Below are 20,258 nucleotides of genomic sequence, written 5' to 3'. Positions count from 1 at the left end.
GCCGGAGGGAGGGCACCCCGAGCCCCAGCGAGGGGCCCATGGAGGGGCAAGCGTTTTTGCTTACTTTTTTGGCGTTTGAAAAAAGTGAGTCGCCGTAAGGGCGAAACCCTAAGTGGCCGTTACCGCAGCAACGGATATGTACACCTTCAGCCTCGCCCTAAAAGCGAAACCGCCAGAGGCCATGACCGCAAAGGCCAGCGAAGGCGTCCGCCCAGGCGCTGCATGTCTCACGGGCCTCTTCGCCGGCAAGCCGGCTCCTACGGGGAGCTGCACGGTGTATCTGACTGCTGTAGGAGCTGGCTTGCCAGCGAAGGCGTCCGCCCAGGCGCTGCATGTCTTGCGGGCCCCTTCGCCGGCAAGCCGGCTCCTACACGGCAGCTGCAGGTTGCAGTTGGCGTTTGCGCTGCATCAGGTAGTAGGCGCCATAGCACAGGGCGATAAAGCCCGAGCCCCAGTACAGCGACGGCCGCTGGGTTTCGTCCAGGGCCAGGAACACAAACAACGAGCTGCACAGCACGATGCACAGCAGCGGTACCAGGGGGAACCAAGGGGCACGGTATTTGAGCTGGTGCAGCTGTCCACCCTCGCGCAGGAACTGGCGGCGGAAGCGGTACTGGGCCAGGGCAATCACGATCCAGGTCACGGTGCCGGCCATGCCGCTCACAGCCATCAGCACCATGAACAGGGTGTCGGCGGCAATGAAGCTGGTCATCAGCGAGATCAGGGCAAAGCACAGGGTGATGGCCAAAGCCCGCAGGGGCACGCCCTGTTTGCTCAGGGGCGACAGGGCCTTGGGCGCCATGCCGGATTTGGACATGGCCCAGAGGATGCGCGTGGAGGCATACAGCCCGGAGTTGCCCACCGAGAGGATCGCCGTGAGGATCACGAAGTTCATCAGGTCGGCGGCGTAGGGAATTCCCACCATGTCGAACACCTGGACGAAGGGGCTTTCCACCAGACCGGCTTGCTGCCAGGGAATGATCGCCGCCAGCACCATCACTGCCAGGACGTAGAAGATCAGCACGCGAAACACCACGTTGCGCACGGCACGCGGGATGCTTTTTTCCGGCTGGTCGGTTTCACCGGCGGCCACGCCCATGATCTCGCAGCCCTGGAAGGCATAGACCACAGTCATCATCACCGCGAACACCGCCGGCAGGCCGTTGGGGAACAGGGAGTCGCCCTTGAGGTTGTCGAACATCGGCGCCGGGGCGCCGCTGGGCAGGTCGATGACGCCGAAGATCACCAGCGCACCCACCACGATAAAGCTCAGGATCGCCAGCACCTTGATCCCGGCGAACCAGTACTCGGCCTCGCCAAAAGCCCGGGTGGCCAGGGCGTTGATGCCAAACAGCAAGGCCACGAACAGCGCCGACCAGTACCAGATCGGCACCCCGGGGAACCAGCGCTGCATGAGCATGCCGGCCGCGGTGAACTCCAGGCCCACGGTGGTGGCCCAGCTCATCCAGTAGACCCAGCCAATCATGAAGCCGGTGGCCGGGCCGATGTATTGGGTGGCGTGGGCCTGGAACGAACCGGACACCGGCATCTGCACCGACAGCTCGCCGAGGCAGACCATCACCAGGTACATCAGGAAGCCGGCCACCAGATAAGACAGGATCGCCCCCCAGGGGCCGCCCTGGTTGATGGTGACCCCGGAGCCCATGAACAGCCCGGTGCCGATCACCCCGCCCAGGGACAGCATGAAAATGTGCCGGCTCTTCAAGGAGCGGGTCAGGTGGATGCCTTTACGTTCAGTGGTGGTTGTCATGGCGCACCTCAGCAGTAGGTAAGGCGCGGGGCGCGGAGCGAAGGGGTGTGGCGGAAGGCGGAAGCAGCTTGCAGGCGTTTCATTATTATTATCTCCAATAAGCTTCGAAGACCGCGGCGGGCGCGGCTCAAGCGATTATTGGAAAGCCATGTAAGTTCGGATTGAACGCCAGGATCGAAGATGTAAAAAGTCGTAAGGATTTTGTACGTCAGGCCGCCAACAGGCGCTGCAGCAAGGCCCGGGACTGTTGCCAGGACCACGGCAGGCTCGCCGCCAGGGCGGCCAGCGCCGGGCGATCCGCCCGCTGCGCCGCCTCCTCCAACTCTCGCAGTTCCCGGGCCAGTGCGCAGAACCCCAGGGAATCGGCGCTGCCCGCCAGGCGATGGGCCAGGTGCAGGACTTCGGTGCAGTCTTCGGCGGCCAGGGCGTCGGCCAACAGTGGCTGTTGCTGATCCAGAGCGTCGGCCAGCACCTGGAGCAGGCCCTGCAACTTCTGCTCGCCCAGCAGGCTGCGGTGGGTGTCGAGCAAGCCCTGGTCGAGCAAGCCTTGCTGAGTGTCGGCCAGCGGCACCTGCGCTTCCCCGGCCAACACCTGACGCAGGCTCTCCAGTTGCAACGGCTTGCCGAGAATGCCCTGCATCCCGGCCTGCAGATAACCGCGCACCACAGACGGCTGGACGCTGGCGGTCAGGGCAAAGATCCGCACCTGCCGATTGGGCCCGGGGCGGTGGCGGATGTCCCGACACAGCTCGACCCCGCTGATGCCCGGCAAGTGCACATCCAGCAGCAACAGGTCGAAGGCTTGCTGCTGACACAGGGCCAAGGCCGTTTCGCCGTCTTCCGCCAGCCACACTTGATGGCCGTCACGCTGCAGCAGGCCGCTGGCCACTTCGCGGTTCAGGGCCACGTCTTCGACCACCAGGATCTTCAAAGCCTGCGCCGGCACCTGAAGCTGTGGCGACGGCAACGGCTCTTGACCCCCCCCAGCAGCAGCTCGAACCAGAAACAGCTGCCCTGCCCCAACTCGCTGTCGACGCCGATGCGCCCGTCCAATTGCTGCAGCAGGTGCTTGCAGATCGCCAATCCCAGGCCGGTGCCGCCATAGCGCCGGGTCACCTCGTCACTGGCCTGGACGAAACGCTCGAAGATCTTCTCGCGCATCGACGCAGCAATGCCGATGCCGTTGTCGCGCACGCAGCAGCGCAAGCGCTGGCCCTCGGCGGCGCTGTGCAGCACCTGCACTTCGACTCGCACCCAGCCGTCTTCGGTAAAACGAATGGCGTTGGCCAGCAGGTTGCTCAGTACCTGGCGCAGGTACTGCTCGGCGCCCTGCTGACGCGGCGCCAGTTGTTCGTCGATGTGCAATTCCAGGCGGGTGCGGTTGGCCTCGGCCCGGGGCTGCAACAAGGTGGTGACTTCTTCCAGCAACTGACGCAGGGAGAAGTCCCGCACTTCCGGGCGGCTTTCGCCCTCCTCCAACCGGGCAAAGGACAGCACTTCGTTGAGGATGCTCAGCAAGCCCTCCCCGGCTTGATGCAAGGCCTGCAAACGCTGACGATCCTGCTGGTCCAGGGGCGCCTGACGCAGCAGTTCGGCCATGCCGAGGATGCCGTTCAACGGGGTGCGCAGTTCATGGCTCATGGTCGCCAGAAAGCGCGACTTGGCGAGGTTGGCGGCTTCGGCCTCGTCCTTGGCGTGCATCAGGCTGGCGGTGCGCCGCTGGACCATTTTCTGCAGTTCGTCGCGCTTGTCCTGCAAGGCCAAACGGTCGGCTTCGCGGCGCTGCACATCATCGAGCACCGCCCGGCGCATGTCGTCCAGGGCCCGGGCCACGGTGTCGATTTCATCGCCGCCGGGGCGCTGGCGCTTGTCCAGGTGCAGGGGCTCGCGCAGCTCGCCGGCGGCCACGCGCCGGGCGAAATCGGCCATCACTTGCAGGTGCCGGGTCACCAGCCGGTAGAACAGCCCGGACAAGGCCACCGCCAGCCCGCAGAGAAACACGCTCATCCACAACAGGCTGGCCAGCCCGGTGGCGTACAGGCGCCGATACACCGCCCCCAGGTCGGTGCTGACCTGCAACTCGCCCAACTGGCGCAAGGGTCCGGATGGCGGTTGATAGCTCAAGGGAAAACGCTCGACCCGCAACGGCCCGATCAACTCGGCGCTGCCCTGCTGCAAGTCGAAATCGCTGCTGATCAAATGCACCCGGGCCACATCGGAAAAGTCCACCAACCCCTGCAACTGCACGGTCAGCTGTTCCTGGTTGAGGTCCCACAGGTTGCGTTCCAGGCTGCCCAGGTAACCGGCGCGGATCAGCTCCATGCGGCTGTCGATCTCGCGCATTTCCCGGCGGTATTCGAAGTACAGCTGCACGCTGCTGGCGAGCACGGTGAAGCACAGGCTGAACAGCAAAATAAACAGCAGCAGGCGGCGCAACAGGCCGCCGGAACGCAGCGGGATCATGGCGCTGTCTCCCGTTGCGCCTTGAGCATGGCGCGGTAGTCGTCCTGGCTTTGCCCAAGCCAGCGCTGCACCGCGCCGCTGTCCACCTGACGCTGCAACCGGGCGTCGATCTCGGCCATGCGCGGCGCCAGGGGCGAGTGGCGCGACACCGCCAGGCGCAGGTAGTCGACGCTCACCGCCTGGGGCAAGGCGACTATGTCTTCGGCCCCCGGCAGTTGCTCGATGAACAGCTGCCCGGTGCGACGTTCATGGGGGATGAAATCGATGCGCTGGCGGATCAGCTTGCCGAAGTTCTGCTGGCTGCTGGAGACCCATTCGATGTTGCCGTGCTGCACCACCTCGCGGTCGAAATCCTGGCCGTAGCTCTCGCCGAACAGCAGGCCGCCGCGATAGGCCCTCAGGTCCTGCAGGTGCGTGATGCGCGGCAAATGGCGGCGGTTGACGAACAGCGCGACTTCTTCGCGCAACACCGGCACCCGGGAAAACAGCAGGTCCTGCTGGCGCTGGCTGGTGCTGTAGGCCAGCACCACATCCACCCGGCCGACGGCGGCATCCAGCAGGCAGCGCTTCCAGTTGCCCAGCACCACCACCTGCACCTGATAACCCAGGTCCCCCAGCACCTGCCGCACCAGGGTCGGTGCCAGCCCGCGCACCTGCTGGCCGTCGCTCCAAGAAATCGGCGGGTACACCGGGTAGTCGCAATAGCGCAGCACGGGCTGGGGTTCAGCGAACGTCGGGCCGGCCAGCAGGATCAAGCACAGGCTCAGGCACAAACCCAGTGCGTGGCGCAGCAATTCAGGCGGCCACGCTGGCGGTGAACAGGTAACCGGCACCGTGGATGGTGATGATCAGCTCCGGCTCGGCCGGGTCGTCGTGCAGCTTGCGCCGCAAGCGGCCCACCAGCACGTCGATGGAACGGTCGCTGGGCACCCATTCGCGGTTGCGGATCTGGTCCATCAACTGGTCGCGGCTCAGGGTGTGGCCGCTGTTGCGCAGGAACACGCTGAGCAACTGGTACTCGCCGTGGGTCAGCAGGGTTTCAGCGCCCCCGGCATCGATCAGCCGACGGCGGTCGGTGTCCAGGGCCCAGTCGGCGAACTGCTTGACCGGGCTCGGGCTCGATACCTGGGGTTGCGGCTGGCGTGCATGGCGCACCCGACGCACCAGATTCTTGGCCCGGGACACCAGCTCCCGCGGATTGAGGGGTTTGATCACGTAGTCGTCGGCGCCGCACTCCAGGCCGACGATGCGGTCGATGTCGTCGTTGCGCCCAGTGATCAGGATGATCCCCACTTCCGAACGCACCCGCAGTTCCCGGGTCAGGGTCAGGCCATCCTTGCCCGGCAGGCGGATGTCCAGCATCAACAAGTCAACCGTGTGCTGGCCGAGAAAGCTCTCCGCCTGCTCCGCGGTGGCGGCGCAATGCACGTCGTAACCTTCCTGAGAGAGATAAGCCTGAAGCAGCTCGCGAATCAGCGGATCGTCGTCGACGATCAATACCCGAGGAGTCATCGCCTGTTTCCTGATTATTTTTATTGGAGATCAAGCCTTGCGCACGCTAACCATTACTGAACAACTGATCAATAGCCCTCTGTCCGAGCACTGAAACCACGCCCCTGGCTGGCCAGCAAGCCCTCGACCCAGGCTTCGCAGATCTGCACGCCCTGCTGCGGGCTGAAGGTCCCCGGGTTGAGCCCGGACTCCAGCCACAGGCCGTCGAGCAAGGCGCTGAGGCTGATGGCCGCCAGATCGGCGTCGAAGGGTTCCCAACCCTGCTCCCCGGCCAGTTGGCCCAGCAGGCTCGCCAGTTCGTTGCGGTACTCGGCGTAGGAATGTTCATGGGCCAGATTGATCGCCTCGGCGGTCTTCACCGCGCCCCAGAAAGCCAGCCAGGCATCCAGCAGCCGCGGGTCGAGCAATTCGGCGCAGAACGAAGCGCGAAAGAACGCCGACAAACGCTGCCGAGGCCCGGGAGCGGCCTGATCCATGGCTTCGCGCAGCAGGGTCATGACCCGCCCGGTGATGGAGCGATAGGCCTCGGCCACCAACTCGTCCTTGCCGGAATAGTGATGGCTGATCAGCCCCACCGAGACCCCGGCCTCGGCAGAAATCTTGCGGATCGACGCGCCCTGGAAGCCATGCAGCTTGAGGCAGGTCAGGGTTGCCTCGATCAGCTCGGCCTTGCGCAGGTCGGGTTCCAGACGGGAAAAGCGCGCTTCCTGGCTCATGGGGCGGGTTCCTTGGACGTTGGCCGGACGGCGAAAACTGAACGACTGTACAGCAAGCTTCCCGGCCTCATCCAGCCCCTGTTTCAGCGCCATGGGCGCTCAGTCGCGGTAGTCGGGGGCCACGCGTTGCAGCAAGCGCAACAGCGCCACCCAAGCCAGCTGCATGGCGTCCGGGTCGTTGAGTTCGCCTTCCTGCAGCGGCCGCCCCGGGTCGTTGAACTGGCGTTCGGTGTGGGCGCAGACCGCGTCCGGCGGCAGGACGATCTCTCCCGCGGCCTGGGCTGCCAGCTGGATCTCGCAGGCCTTCTCCAGGTAGTACATGCGCAGAAACGCCTGACTCACGGTCTCGCCCACGGTGAGCAAGCCATGGTTGCGCAGCATCAGCACGCTCTTGTCGCCGAGGTCGGCCACCAGCCGTTGCTGCTCGCCCAGGTCCAGGGCCACGCCTTCGTAGTCGTGGTAGGCCACACGGCCATAGAACTCCATGGAAATCTGGTTCACCGGCAGCAAGCCACACTTGAGCGCCGCCACCGCGCAACCGGCCTTGGTGTGGGTGTGCAGCACGCACTGAGCATCTTCCCGGGCGCCATGAATGGCGCTGTGAATCACGAAACCCGCCGGGTTCACCGGGTACGGCGACGGCTCCACGGCTTCGCCATTGAGGTCGATTTTCACCAGGTTGGAGGCGGTGATTTCATCGAACATCAAGCCGTAGGGGTTGATCAGAAAATGATGCTCGGGCCCGGGCAAGCGCACCGAGATATGGGTGAAGATCAGGTCGGTCATGCGAAAGTGCGCGATCAGGCGGTAGCAGGCCGCCAACTCTTCGCGCAGGCGCTGCTCGGTGCTGCTGCGCTCGGTCAGGGCGTGGGGGCTGGGAGCGATATTGTTCATTGTTGGAGTCCTCCAGGCAGGTGGGCGGGCAAACGGGGCCGCTAAAAAGAGCCCGCAAACAATAGGACCGGACGCCCGCAGGCGTCCAGCCCGTTGGAGCTACTTGCTGGCCCAGGCGTTGAAGCGCTCTTCCAGCTCTTCGCCATGGTCGACCCAGAACTCCACGTTCATCGCCAGGGCGTCCTTGAGGTTCTGTTCCGAGGTCGGCACCCACTGCGCCAGGGCCGGGTCGAGCTTGGCCGCGGCCAGGGTGTTGGTCGGGCCGTAGGGGATCTGCTTGACGTAGTTGACCTGGACCTCGGGAGTGTTGGCGAAGGCGATGAAACGCTTGGCCTGATCCACGTGTTTCGAGCCCTTGATGATCGCCCAATAGTCCATGCCGTACAGGCTACCGGGCCAGACCACCGCCAGCGGCGCGCCGGCCTGGGCGGCCACGGCGATGCGGCCGCTGTAGGTCGAGGTCATCACCACATCGCCGGCGGCCAGCCACTGCCCCGGTTGGGCGCCGGCTTCCCACCACTGGATGTACGGCTTGAGCTCGGTCAGCTTGGCGAAGGCCCGCTCCACCCCTTGCGGCGTGGCCAGTACCTTGTACACGTCCTCGACCTTGACCCCGTCCGCCATCAGGGCGAACTCCAGGTTGTACACCGCGCGCTTGCGCAGGCCGCGCTTGCCGGGGAACTGCTTGACGTCCCAGAAATCCGCCCAGGAGGTTGGAGCCTTGGCCAACTTGTTGCGGTCGTAGGCAATGGCCACGCTCCACACCAGCACCGCCGAGCCGCAGGGCTGGGCGGCATCTGGAATCAGTTGCTCGGCACGGCCCAGGGCCTTCCAGTCCAGGGGCTCGTACATGCCCTCCTCGCAGCCGCGCATCAGGTCCGGGCCTTCGATCTGCACCACGTCCCAATCGACGTTGCCAGTGTCGACCATGACCTTGATGCGGGCCATTTCGCCGTTGTATTCGCTCTGGATCAGCTTGCTGCCATCGGCCTTGCTGAAGGGTTGGAACAACGCCACGTCCTGGGCTTTTTGTCCGGCTCCGCCGTACGCCACGACCACCATGTCGGGGGCTGCCTGGGCCTTGTTCTGAATCAGCGGCTGGCCCAGGGTCAGACCCAGGGCGAGGCTCAGGGCCAGGAAAGAACAACCGTGCTTGCGGGTGAGCGCTTTCATCTGTGAATCCTCGTCGCGGTGCCACACCGGCAGGCGCCGGCACAGCCCTTTTTTATTGTTGTGAGGTTCGCGCCAAAAGCGGGCGCAGGCCAAAGCTACGGCAAGCCTTAGTAAAAAAACAAGTTGATTTTTTACTGGCGGTAAATTTTGATAGGCCCACAATAACAACGCCAAGGCTGCGCTCCCCTGCCCTTGGCCCGCCTGGAGTCACCGCAATGACCAGCGCCTTCCCGCACCTGTTCGCACCCTTGCAGATCCGTGGCAAACGCCTGAAGAACCGCATCATGTCCAGCGGCCACGACACCTCGATGCCCACCGACAACCTGGTCAACGAACAGCTGATTGCCTACCACCGCGCCCGGGCCGAAGGCGGCGTCGGTCTGATCGTGCTGCAGGTGGCCGGGGTCCACGACAGTGCGCGCTACACCAGCCACGTGCTGATGGCCACCGACGACGCCTGCATCGACGGCTACCGGCGCCTGGCCCAAACCTGCCACGCCCACGGCACGGTGGTGCTGTCGCAGATCTTCCACCCGGGGCGGGAAATCATGGAGTCCGCCGACGGCCTGCTGGCCGTGGCCTACGCCCCTTCGGCGGTGCCCAACGAACGCTTCCGGGTCATGCCCCGGGCCCTGGACCAGGACATGATCGACGAGATCATCCAGGGCTACGCCGACGCCGCCCGGCGCCTGCATCAGGCCGGGCTGGACGGCGTGGAACTGGTGGCCAGCCACGGCTACCTGCCGGCGCAGTTCATCAACCCGCGGGTCAACCGCCGCAGCGACGGCTACAACGGCGAACTGGAACAGCGCCTGCGCTTTATCCGGGAAATCCTCGGTGCCATGCGCGCCAGCACCGATGCCGAGTTCATCATCGGCCTGCGGATTTCCGCCGACGAACGCGACCCCGAAGGCCTCACCGAAGACGAATCCCTGGCCGCCGTGCAATTGCTGCAAGGGCAACTGGACTACGTGCACATCGTCGCCGGCACCTCCGCCTCCCTCGGCGGCGCGGTGCACATAGTCCCCCCCATGGCGGTGGAAGCGGCTTATCTGGCCCGGGAAGCCGGCACCTTCAAGGCCCAGCTGTCGATCCCGCTGTTCGTCACCGGACGCATCAACCAGCCCCAGGAAGCCGAAGCGATCATCGCCAAGGGCCAGGCCGATGTGTGCGGCATGACCCGCGCGCTGATCTGCGACCCGCAGATGCCCAACAAGAGCGACAGCGGCCGAGCCGAAGACGTGCGCGCTTGCATCGCCTGCAACCAGGCGTGCATCGGCCACTTCCACAAGGGCCTGCCGATCTCCTGCATCCAGCACCCGGAAACCGGCCGCGAACTGCTCTACGGCCAGCCCAAACCCAGCGCTCGCGGCAAACGCATCCTGGTGGTGGGCGGCGGCCCGGCCGGGATGAAAGCCGCCGCCGTCGCCGCGCAACGCGGCCACCAAGTCACCCTCTACGAAGCCAGCGCGCAACTGGGTGGCCAGATCCAACTGGCGCAACTGCTGCCCCGGCGCAGCGAATTCGGCGGCGCCAGCACCAACCTGCAACGGGAAATGCAACTGGCCGGGGTGGAAGTGGTGCGCAACACCCGAGTCGACCGCGCCCTGATCGAGCGGGAAAACCCCGACCACGTGATCATCGCCACTGGCGCCCAACCCTACTGGCCGAACTTCGAACGCGGCGGCGACCTGCAAGTGGTGGACGCCTGGCAAGTACTGCGGGACGAAGTGCAACTGGGCCGCAGCGTAGTGGTGGCCGACTGGCGCTGCGACTGGATCGGCCCCGGCATCGCCGAGCGCCTGGTACGTGCCGGGCACCAAGTGCAACTGGCGGTCAACGGCACCCACTGCGGCGAAAACCTGCCGCTGTACGTGCGCGACCAACTGGCCGGCGAACTGCACAAACTGGCGGTCCCGATCATCCCCTACGCCCGCCTCTATGGCTGCGACGACAGCACCGTCTACCTGCAACACACCGCCAGCGGCGAACCCATGCTCCTGGAAAACGTCGACAGCCTGGTCCTGTGCCAAGGCCACCAATCCGTGGACGACCTCGGCCAGCAGCTCAAAGGCCTGGTGCCCTTCCAACGCATCGGCGACTGCCTGGCACCGCGCACCGTGGAAGAAGCCATCCATGAAGGCTTGAAAGTCGCCTGGGCGCTTTGAGGCTGCTTTATACTCCAGGGCTTTTGCAGGACGGGTGCCCGGATGCGCCCGTTCACCTGGTCCGGAGCCCGCCATGAATCAAAGCAGCAAGACGCCGCCCGAGCCCGGCAGCGACAACCAAGCCCCTGGCGGCCCACAGTTTCTTGGCACTCGTATCCGCGGCCTGCGCAAACGCCGCGGCCTGACCCTGAGCGAACTGGCGCAACAGAGCGAACTCACCGCCGGCTACATCAGCCAACTGGAACGCAACCTCGCCTACCCCTCCATCCCCGCCCTGTTCAACATCGCCCGCAGCCTGGGCGTGACCATCCAATGGTTCTTCGCCAGCGAAACCCAGACCGCGCCCGAGGATCAAGGCTATGTAGTGCGCAAGAAACAGCGGCTACAGGTGAATTATGAGAACGGGATTATCGATCAACTGCTAACCCCGCAACCGACCCGGCAGCTGGAGTTTTTGCACTCGCGGTTTCCACCGGGGACCTACAGCAAGGAGAGTTATAGCCATGAGGGCGAGGAAGCCGGGTATGTGCTGTCGGGGAGTTTTGAGCTGTGGGTGGGGGAACGGTATTTCCAGTTGAGTGAGGGGGATAGCTTTAGCTTTTCCAGCCAGGAACCGCATAAGTATGGGAATCCTGGGGAGGAGGATGCGGTGGTGTTGTGGGTGATCACGCCGCCGACGTTTTGAGGGCCCCGTCTCGCGGTGCAACTGACTTTAATCAGAAACTATTTACTAGGCCAATAGGCCTCAGATACTGAATGGCTGAAATGGTAAGCGTCTGCCTTGATCAATCATAACCAATGTCGAACCAAGGCCGCGTCAGACGAAGGGCTGATGACCAGTAAAAGTACAAAAATAACTATTCAATCGTGATGAAATACATAGGCACCTTCGCCAACCCAAGAATTCGAGAATTCGTCCTCCAAACACTAGCAAGGCCCCTACGATATAAAGATCGACTACATCGGAAATCTCGTGAAACTGTATGCCTTCTCGTTTCAACATGCGTCTGTAGAATCGTTGAGAAAGTTGGCTTAATAATGGCCACCAATTATAGCGTGAGACATAATCCATGGAATACTTGTCTAGGATCTGCTTCAACTCTCAAGGATGGCGGCGTCCCACTGGCGAGGCGCGGATGCTTGAGCTTGCCAACCCACCCTCTTTCTCACGAAGGTTCGGTTATGGCCACGAAGAGTGGTTGTTCCGGTTTGATTGGCAAATTGATGGCTGGCAGTACGGCTTTTTGCAGGGTGTAAATGACAGTCGCTCAACTGTTGCCGGAATGGACGAAGCCGTCGACGTCACACTCTATACCTGTGAGCCGGAGTCTCAACGTCGATATGTCGCTAAAATTTTGGATCTTGAATGCCTCAGTTACTCACAATCAGAAGCCATCCAAGCTCAGTTTGTTGCTAACGGTTGGTTGGCCGAGATGCAGAACGATATTGTGAAGGTGGATGGAGATGTCTCTAAGTTAGGCGACCCGGATTGGGTCAATGGCATGATCAACGTACGTTTCCGTCAGGAGAATGTGCGTTGGTATCCAGCTGGCACCTATGCCGAAGAAGGCGAGTACGTCCGAAGCCTTCAACGCTACCAATTCAATCGGATTAAAAATGCTAGCCAAGCTCCGCTTGTTGATCGAGCTCACCTACTAGGCCGTAACGGTCGAGCGGATGCACCGAATCAAAATCCTTTTTTTCGAAGCGGCTCCGCTGGAAAAATGTGCTCACCGGAGCACTGTCTGATTCAAGCTAAATTGCTGGACGAACTGAAGTACGAATACCCGAATGCGGACATCAGTTGCGAAAAAGACTTTGTAGACATCACTGTCGAAACGCCCAATGAACGAATTCTTTTTGAGATTAAATCTGATCTTGTACCCCGCACCGTGCTTCGAATGGCGCTAGGGCAACTGCTGGAGTACGGTTTTTACTACATCTCGCGTGGATTACACTCCAATCGGACTACCCAATTGGTAGCTGTCGGACGCAAGCCTCTAACACCAGATGACCAAGCGTATCTGAAGTATTTGCAGCAGAAATTCAATCTACCGTTGGAGTACCGTGCCGTACCCATCTAATAATTGCCTTACTAAAAAATACCCACATAGCTTTTACTTATGTGGGCATTTCAGATCTAATCATTATTGTAGTAGCGCCTTAAACCAACCACCTCATGATACAACATCCAAAAATTCTCGAGACAACAGCCTCATTACTTTTACCTTACCACTTTCGGCCGAGACTGCAATAAAACTGCCATGAGTATGTTTGACAGTCAGAACCAGAAAGAAAACCGTATTCTACGCAGACATTACAACTCCAGACCAAGAAAACACCAACAGATTTCATATAGCAACACAAATTTGAAAGCGGCGTTTAGGTTATTACGTAGTTCGGGCCAGAAGAGACCAGCTAGACACTCTACAATACTGGGCGAATTCATTCAACATGAGGCTCAATGTATTACGTCGCTTTCTTTTCGCCCAATGTTTTTAAAATCAGCTCTACTGGGCTTGAAAATGGTATCTCGGCTACGGTTCCAGACTGGGTCGACCTAAATAAGCTCTCCAAAATCAACTTCCTATCTTCATCCGATTTCAACTTACCCTCATTTAGCAATGCCAAGTAGGTTTTTGTAAAAGTTATACGCTCTGCTGACTCCAAGGCTAGATGGGAGTGGTTATTGAACTGACGTAGGCAAATTCGGACAATAACGCTCAAAAGAGTGATTAGCAATATAGCTCCAGCTAAATCAGCGGCTGCTAATGACAACTCCGAGGTCGTACGCCCCACAAGTAAACTAGGCTGAGTTATTCCGCTGGGAAGAGATATAAGCATTTCTGGAGGGCGGAAAGCTTTCAAATAGTAAGAGAGGCCTACTGCCCCACCCATTCCGTAGTAGCCCAACATCGAAAAAAATGTAACAAGCATACTAACCAATATAGCCAAAAACCAAACAAACTTAAATTTTTCATGATTTTTCTTACGTGCAGTCCAATATTGAACTGAAGCATCTAAATCAACTTGATCATGATAAGCAGCCTTTGCAGATGCTAACGTATCAGTGGCCTCTTTAACTGCATTTTTAGCCGCAAGTCTCACACGCCCGGCATAACTAATATAATTTTTCTTACGTTTAAGATAAGACCTAGTTAGAGCCCTTGCAACATCCTCAACCATAACAGTAGAAGCTTGCATCTTTTCAGAAATTTCAGAGACATAACTATTTACAGCCTCAGTAGCCATATCAGCCTGAGAAATAAATCTTTCCAAAATATCTCTTACAGCCGTCGACCTTGCATCTGATATCAACGGAATGAAATTTTGAAAGGACAAGCCCACCTGTATTGCAATCGATTTTTCGAAAGACAAATTTGAATTAAGCACAAACGCTTTTATTTTTTCATCTCTAACTATAGCATTTCTTGTAGATTTATTGAGATAAATCAAGGATAGCGCAGCCGTTACATCCCCATACTCTTTTCGCACCTTTCCGATCAAATAACCTTCGTCACTATCGTATGTAACAAATGGCATTTTTTCACTACCCAACTCCAACCTACTTAAAACTCCATCTTCGAAATTAGAGCGAGCAAAGCCTATCTGGTCCAAAAAGAATATTTTAAAAATAGAATTCCCAACTTCTCGGTAAACCTGTGGAAGCTTTGTAAGCCACTTCCAGTTTTGCTCTTGAGAATAGAAAAATTCTTCTAGCGAAGCTCTGTTTTCAAAAACAATCTTTTCTTCATTCAGCCTTAACGTAATTACCTGATCTTCTTGCATTGCCACTCCCTGGTTTAATTGATTGAGATTAAGCAGCCATTTAAATAAAAAGTACCTTAAATAATCTAAAAACCACATCGATTAAAATAAAAAATCAAGACCCGCACGCCAATAATTTTTACCTATCGACTTTTCATGCGTTTGCAATCCTATTCGGAATAGCTATTACGTGAGAAACATTTCTATACGGAGAAAGTAACTCTTGCTCGTAATTTCTTTGAAAATGACTCATAGGATCAGTCCTTCACGCCCCAAAACAGTATTTTTCAGTGAAACTGATTCCATCGAAAGCTCGTGGAAATTTAGACGCCCGTGGCACCATCCTAGGATCTGTAAGATGGGACCTTTTACAGACATGAATCTTAGCAGTACCACTTTTTTGGCCGAACACCTACCTTTGATCGCGCTCCCACAAAACGGAATCTTTGCATTCAAGACATCTATGATGGCAATCTGAGTCTCCAAGGATTGCCGTCTCACCTGATGGAGAAATAGAACGTGGACGAACTGATCAAACCATGGATTCTAGAAAAAATTGCGCATGGTAAAGCAGTACTTTTTTTGGGTGCTGGTGCCTCTTTCGGCTCCAAAGGTGATAACGGAGAACTACCGATTTCAGGTTTTAGTTTAAGAGATGCTTTGGCAGACCAGTTTTTGGGAGGAGAAGAAAAGCACAAAACATTAGTGCAAGTAGCTGATTATGCGAAACATGAGGCCGGATTACTAGAAGTACAACAGTTCATAAAAAAGAAATTCTACCCATTAAGACCAGCTAGCTTTCACAAAATAATAGCCACATTCAGATGGCATTCCATCTTCACCACAAACTACGACTTAATCTTAGAGCGCGCATATTCAGACTGTAAAACGAGACAACAAGAACTAGCACCAATAATAAGAGACGGCGACAACTTCAGCAATGTAATGAGCGACGCAAACTTACTCCCCTACTTCAAGCTGCATGGATGCATCAATACTATAAATGACACCGAACTACCTCTAATTCTAGCAAGCGAGGAGTATGCGAAACATCGAAAAAACCGAATTAGATTATTTAGACACTTAGCAGATTTCGGCCTTGAACACCCTATAATATTTTGCGGCTACCAGCTAAGCGACCCTAACGTACAACAAATTTTATTTGATTTAAAAGATATGGGAGTCAATAGGCCAACATATATGCTAGTCGATCCCGGACTAGGAAGATATGATATAAAAATGTGGGCAAGCCAGCGCGTTGAGCCAATAAAAGCGACACTTGAAGAATTCCTAAATTTTCTTGATGAAAAGATAGACAAGCACAAGAGATTACTAGCAAAGCTTAGCTCACCAGTAAAAAGCCCTATATTCAAATTTCTAAAACTAGAAGCATCACTATCAAATCTTCTACAAACATATCTAGACACGGAAATGGAGCATATTTACCCGGGTTTTAATACTACAGGCGTTCAACCTATAGATTTTTATAGAGGACTAGATCTAGAGTGGGGCGGAATACAACAAGATCTAGACATAAAACGTAGAGTTAGCGACCAAATAATCATTGACGCAGTAATAGATAGCACACTTACGGGGGTAAATACATTCCTCGTAAAGGGCTATGCAGGAAGCGGAAAATCCACAGTTCTTAAAAGAGTAGCGTGGTATGCGGCACATGACCTTAACGCTACTGTTGTTCGCCTAAGAAATGGCGCGGTACTTAGACCAGCACTTATTAAAGAGCTTGCGATAAACTGTGAAACCAAGCTCATCTTGGTGTTGGATGATGCCATATCGGCTGCCGATGACTTATTAAAGCTTTACAGGGCCTTTGAATACGAACCAGCGAATATTTCAATTCTAACTTCCGCCAGAAACAATGAATGGAATCAGTACGGCGAAGACCTTGAACAATACGTCAGCGCAGAATATGAGCTTTCAACACTATCAGAAAAAGAAATAAATGAACTTATAGAAAAACTCCACAAACATAACTGCCTAGGGAATTTGAAAAGCAATAATGTTGACGAAATAAAAACACATTTCTCTTTAACCGCAGACAGGCAGTTATTAGTTGCTCTCCACGAGGCCACTTCTGGAAAACCATTCGAACAGATTGTCTTAGATGAGTACACTAGAGTGGTGCCAACTGAGGCTCAAGTTCTTTACATGGATGTATGCACTCTAAATCGACTGGATGTTCCCGTTCGAGTAGGGCTCATCTCGAGGGTCTCCGGCATAAGTATCGAAGACTTTAGAAATAGATTTTTTGCCCCACTTGAGCATCTAGTTAAAGTATATATGGATTACAGCTCGCGAGATTATGCGTTCACTGCAAGGCACTCTCTTATTGCAAAATTTGTATTTGAGCACGCTCTAAAAACACCAGAAGAAAAAGCATTCCAAATCATAAGAGTTCTGGAGCACCTCAACCTAGAATATACTGCAGACAGCGAGGCATTTTCCCACTTAATAAGAGGAAAACAGCTAGCAGAAATATTTGGCGATAAAGCCCTGGCAAATAAAATTTATGAAGCGGCTAATAAAACTGGCGCTAACGCTCATTACATACTCCATCAAAAATCAGTGTATGAATATAACCATGCAGGATGCGACACTAAAGCTGCTCTAAGTATTATTTTACAAGCCGAAAAATCACTATCTGATGGACGTGCTGACAAATCAATCTCCCATACAAAAGCGATGATTTATAAAAGACTTGCACGAGAATCAAAAACTTTTTTGGAAATTGAGAAATATAGAACAGAAGCACGAATTATTTTTGAAAAACTAGTTACTGGACAAAAAGATTCGCGAGCGGTCAATGGGCTTGCAGAACTGCAACTGGATGATTTAGATGCAAAAATCAAAGTCATTAGTGAAACAGAGTCTGATGATTTGACCAAAAGAGTTTTTCTCGAACAGGTTAAGAAAATTGAAGCAACCATCTACAGCGGCTTACAAAAATTCCCTGGCGATGAGTACTTACTCACAAGACAAGAGGATCTAGCAAAAAAACTTCTCGACAATGGAAGGGCCAAAAAAATTCTTGAAGAAGCATACAAAAGCAATAGCTCCAGTGAGTTCGTATCAATTCGAATTTCCAGGCAACGAATTTTATCAGAGCAACTTGAAGATGCCGAAAAAATTCTTCGTGACTGCCTTATACAAAACCCTAACAGCAAGCCCCTTCACCTTGAGCTGGCAAAATTATTAATATCCACAAACAATGAACAAAAAAACATAGAGATAGAGCATCACTTAAAACGTAGCTTTTCACCATTTGATACAAATTACGATGCACAGTTCTGGTATGCACGGCACCAATTTTTGCATGGTGACCGTGCGAAATCTAAAGAGATATTTTCCTTTTTAAAAAAAGCCAGAATGGCACCTCGCCAAAAAAACGCCTTAGAGGGAAACTCAGTTGATTCCGAGGGCGAAGAAATTCTGTATCGCGGACACATTACACAGGAACATGTAAGTTTTTGTTTTATTCGGTGCACTGAACTTAATGAAAGCATATTTGCTCACGCATATAGATTTGAAAACCTTCCAAGCGAAGGCATAAAACCGAATGTGGACGTCACATTTAAGCTCTCGTTCTCAATGAAAGGACCTACGGCATATGCTGTCAATATTGTTTTTTGATCTGGCAAGGCGGCTTACAAAGCTAACCAAACTAAAACTAGCAAATCGATCTTTCCTTAATCTGCTGAAACCATAGCCAATTTTGCAAAAAATCGGCTAAAAATAGCCCTCAAACTATAAAGACGCCGCTTATTATCAACCAATAAACGGCGTTTTTATCTACTCACTATGTTGTAACCCTAACTCAGAATCCCTTCCCTTCTTTCGCCCAGTCCCAACCCAACATCATCAATCACCGCCTTCCCCATCTCCGCCAAAAAATACGCAGCCCACGCATACCGCTCCCCCTGCTCTTCCATAGCCGCATCCAGCGCTAACTTCTTGGCGTAGTACAACAGCGTCGAAGCCTGCTCCAGCGCCTGCTGCAAAGGCACATCCGCATTGACGCGAAACAACGTTAGTTCAGGATCGGCACATTGGCCAAAGGTGACAAAGCCCTGGGTTTTGATGGAGTTTGAATGGCTCATCGTTCACCTCCCACCAGGGTCTGGCAGCAGAGGCTTTTGAGCGGAGGAAGGCGAAAGGAATGGCAGCAAATTACGGACAGATTACCGGCATACATAATTGAAACTCCCTGATCAAAAATGTGCCTGCATCTGATCGGGTTCTCAGGCCCGGTCGCTGATTTTGCAGCGACCGCAGCAGACTAGGCGGCTGTTCGCGTTGGGGCAATGGCTAAACCGTCGCCGGTTATGTCCAGGGCTTTTGCCCACAGGTATGCTCGGCACGTTATTGCAGATAAGGATATCCAGCTCCCCATGACCGCCCGCGAACAGCTCCATCGCAATGGCTATGCCGTGCTGCGCCAGGCCATCCCGCTCGACTGGCTGGCGGACCTGCGTGCCACCTTCGATGCCGGGGTAAAGCCGTCGGATCAATGGCCCGTGCCCCGTGGCCGGGACTGGCGCCATTCGCAGTTGGATACGGATGCGCAGGTGCAGGCCCTGTGCCGCTTGCCCCAGGTGCTGGCGGTGGTGGGCGAGTTGATCGGCGAGCGTTTCTTTCTGGCCCAGGTGGAGGGGCGTGAGCCCATGGCCGGGGGTGGTCATCAGGTGTTGCACCGTGACTTGTCGGTGCAACGGCCGGGGGATGTGGTCAATGCCATCGCCTATCTCGACGACTATGGGCCGCACAACGGGGCGACGCGTCTGGTTCCCGGCAGTCATCGCCCCGGTGCGCAGGAGCCGCCGTTCGACTTCGCCGATGAATCCCGCACGGTGCAGCTGTCCGGTGCTGCGGGGGACATTCTGCTGTTCGATGTCGATCTGGTGCACGGGGCCTGCCACAACCCCAGTGGCGCGCGCCGGCGTTCGCTGCTGATCAGTTATTTTGCCGAGTCGCTGTACGCCAGCCAGCAGCAAACCGCGAGCCTGCGCAATATTCAGATGGACACCCGCGAGCGCTTCGACCCCAAGGATTTTGCCCTCGTGGGCTGAGGGCCCGCCCCCTTTCTTATGAACTCTGGATGATCAGGGCCCCGGCCATCAGGTCTTCGTCATCAATGCCTCGCTTCAATAGCAAATAGCCGGTTCCGCCGACCAAAATGCCCTTGTGCCCTGGCGCTGCCCTATTCAACCGGGAGTTGTTGATCTGCAGCACATAGTTCAAGCCTGGGCGTGCCTCTTGACCCTGAATCCAGGCAGGTATTCCGGCGATCTTGGCCAGGCCGTTTTCGTCGCTGTCCTGCCCCGGATTTTCAACCACTTCGATTCGCCGCGCCGGGGTGATGGGCTGTCCGTAACCATCCACCTGTCGCGCCGCGGGTCTGTAGGCCAGCACCTTGCCGCCCTCTTGCATGGCCTGCTCGATGTAGGTATCGCTGACGATTGAGTAAGGCGTAAACAGCGAAACCACCAGTTCGTCATTCAATTGCATGCCTGCTAGGTATCGATTGATAAAGCTGGCCGGCAGACTGGCAAGGTGCAGCAAGGGGGCGCCCATCGAGTCGGAGGGCCAAGGGATGGACTCAGGCAGGTAGGGGTTGCCGCCGAGGTAGGCGGAGTCCTGGTCAGGGTCTTCGTGCAAAAACACTAGTTCGTTAAACAGGGTCTGTTCCTCTCAGGTGTGCCGTTGCCCAGGTGGTTGCGTGGGCGCACGGCGCCTTCGCTGCTCTCGACATAATCCGTTGTGCGCTCAGCCGGC

General features: G+C 56.3%; 14 protein-coding genes and 1 pseudogene. 5 read left to right on the top strand and 10 right to left on the bottom strand.

The genetic code is table 11. The annotated features are described in order from the left end of the window. Positions 1-367: 367 nt before the first annotated feature. The 7 genes and pseudogenes from FW796_RS23400 to FW796_RS23370 form a co-directional block, all read right to left on the bottom strand. Positions 368-1,771, bottom strand: coding sequence for an amino acid permease (locus tag FW796_RS23400; protein WP_346632714.1), 1,404 nt, complete (start codon positions 1,769-1,771; stop codon positions 368-370). 208 nt (positions 1,772-1,979) lie between these two features. Beyond that, positions 1,980-4,234 (bottom strand): annotated as a pseudogene (locus FW796_RS23395) (ATP-binding protein). Then, positions 4,231-5,028 (bottom strand): substrate-binding periplasmic protein, encoded by a 798-nt coding sequence (locus FW796_RS23390; protein ID WP_446440133.1) that lies wholly within the window; start codon positions 5,026-5,028, stop codon positions 4,231-4,233. The pseudogene FW796_RS23395 and the gene FW796_RS23390 overlap by 4 nt, the downstream one beginning before the upstream one ends. Position 5,029: 1 nt before the next feature. Next, positions 5,030-5,746, bottom strand: a complete 717-nt coding sequence (locus FW796_RS23385) for a response regulator (RefSeq protein ID WP_346632711.1) — start codon at positions 5,744-5,746, stop codon at positions 5,030-5,032. A 68-nt stretch (positions 5,747-5,814) separates the two neighbouring features. Further along, complete coding sequence (locus tag FW796_RS23380) at positions 5,815-6,462, bottom strand: TetR family transcriptional regulator C-terminal domain-containing protein (protein WP_346632710.1); 648 nt, start codon at positions 6,460-6,462, stop codon at positions 5,815-5,817. 99 nt (positions 6,463-6,561) lie between these two features. Then, positions 6,562-7,356 (bottom strand): class II aldolase/adducin family protein, encoded by a 795-nt coding sequence (locus tag FW796_RS23375; protein ID WP_446440132.1) that lies wholly within the window; start codon positions 7,354-7,356, stop codon positions 6,562-6,564. 99 nt (positions 7,357-7,455) lie between these two features. Beyond that, complete coding sequence (locus FW796_RS23370) at positions 7,456-8,529, bottom strand: ABC transporter substrate-binding protein (RefSeq protein WP_446440131.1); 1,074 nt, start codon at positions 8,527-8,529, stop codon at positions 7,456-7,458. Between the two features lie 215 nt (positions 8,530-8,744). Between FW796_RS23370 and FW796_RS23365 the strand changes: the two genes are divergently transcribed. From FW796_RS23365 to FW796_RS23355, 3 genes are all read left to right on the top strand, one after another. After that, complete coding sequence (locus tag FW796_RS23365; protein WP_446440130.1) at positions 8,745-10,697, top strand: oxidoreductase; 1,953 nt, start codon at positions 8,745-8,747, stop codon at positions 10,695-10,697. A gap of 73 nt (positions 10,698-10,770) precedes the next feature. Further along, positions 10,771-11,382 (top strand): cupin domain-containing protein, encoded by a 612-nt coding sequence (locus tag FW796_RS23360; RefSeq protein ID WP_060838987.1) that lies wholly within the window; start codon positions 10,771-10,773, stop codon positions 11,380-11,382. A gap of 451 nt (positions 11,383-11,833) precedes the next feature. Continuing rightward, entirely contained in the window at positions 11,834-12,781 is a 948-nt protein-coding gene (locus tag FW796_RS23355; protein WP_446440129.1) for a hypothetical protein, read from the top strand. A 385-nt stretch (positions 12,782-13,166) separates the two neighbouring features. Here FW796_RS23355 and FW796_RS23350 read toward each other — a convergent pair whose 3' ends face one another. After that, a complete protein-coding gene (locus FW796_RS23350; protein WP_446440128.1) occupies positions 13,167-14,486 on the bottom strand; it encodes a DUF6161 domain-containing protein in 1,320 nt (439 codons plus the stop codon). Between the two features lie 498 nt (positions 14,487-14,984). On the opposite strand from FW796_RS23350, the gene FW796_RS23345 reads away from it, so the two are divergent. Next, on the top strand, positions 14,985-18,116 hold the full coding sequence (locus FW796_RS23345; RefSeq protein ID WP_446440127.1) for a P-loop NTPase: 3,132 nt from the start codon (positions 14,985-14,987) through the stop codon (positions 18,114-18,116). A gap of 179 nt (positions 18,117-18,295) precedes the next feature. On the opposite strand, the gene FW796_RS23340 is transcribed toward FW796_RS23345, so the two are convergent. Continuing rightward, on the bottom strand, positions 18,296-18,583 hold the full coding sequence (locus tag FW796_RS23340; protein ID WP_446440126.1) for a DUF3077 domain-containing protein: 288 nt from the start codon (positions 18,581-18,583) through the stop codon (positions 18,296-18,298). 291 nt (positions 18,584-18,874) lie between these two features. Between FW796_RS23340 and FW796_RS23335 the strand changes: the two genes are divergently transcribed. Continuing rightward, entirely contained in the window at positions 18,875-19,552 is a 678-nt protein-coding gene (locus FW796_RS23335; RefSeq protein ID WP_446440125.1) for a phytanoyl-CoA dioxygenase family protein, read from the top strand. A 16-nt stretch (positions 19,553-19,568) separates the two neighbouring features. Here the strand turns inward: FW796_RS23335 and FW796_RS23330 are convergent, their stop codons facing one another. Continuing rightward, entirely contained in the window at positions 19,569-20,045 is a 477-nt protein-coding gene (locus FW796_RS23330) for a hypothetical protein (RefSeq protein ID WP_446440124.1), read from the bottom strand. Between the last annotated feature and the right edge of the window lie 213 nt (positions 20,046-20,258).

This window comes from Pseudomonas sp. 910_21 (assembly GCF_052850735.1).
This window is presented reverse-complemented; position numbering and strand designations above follow the sequence as displayed.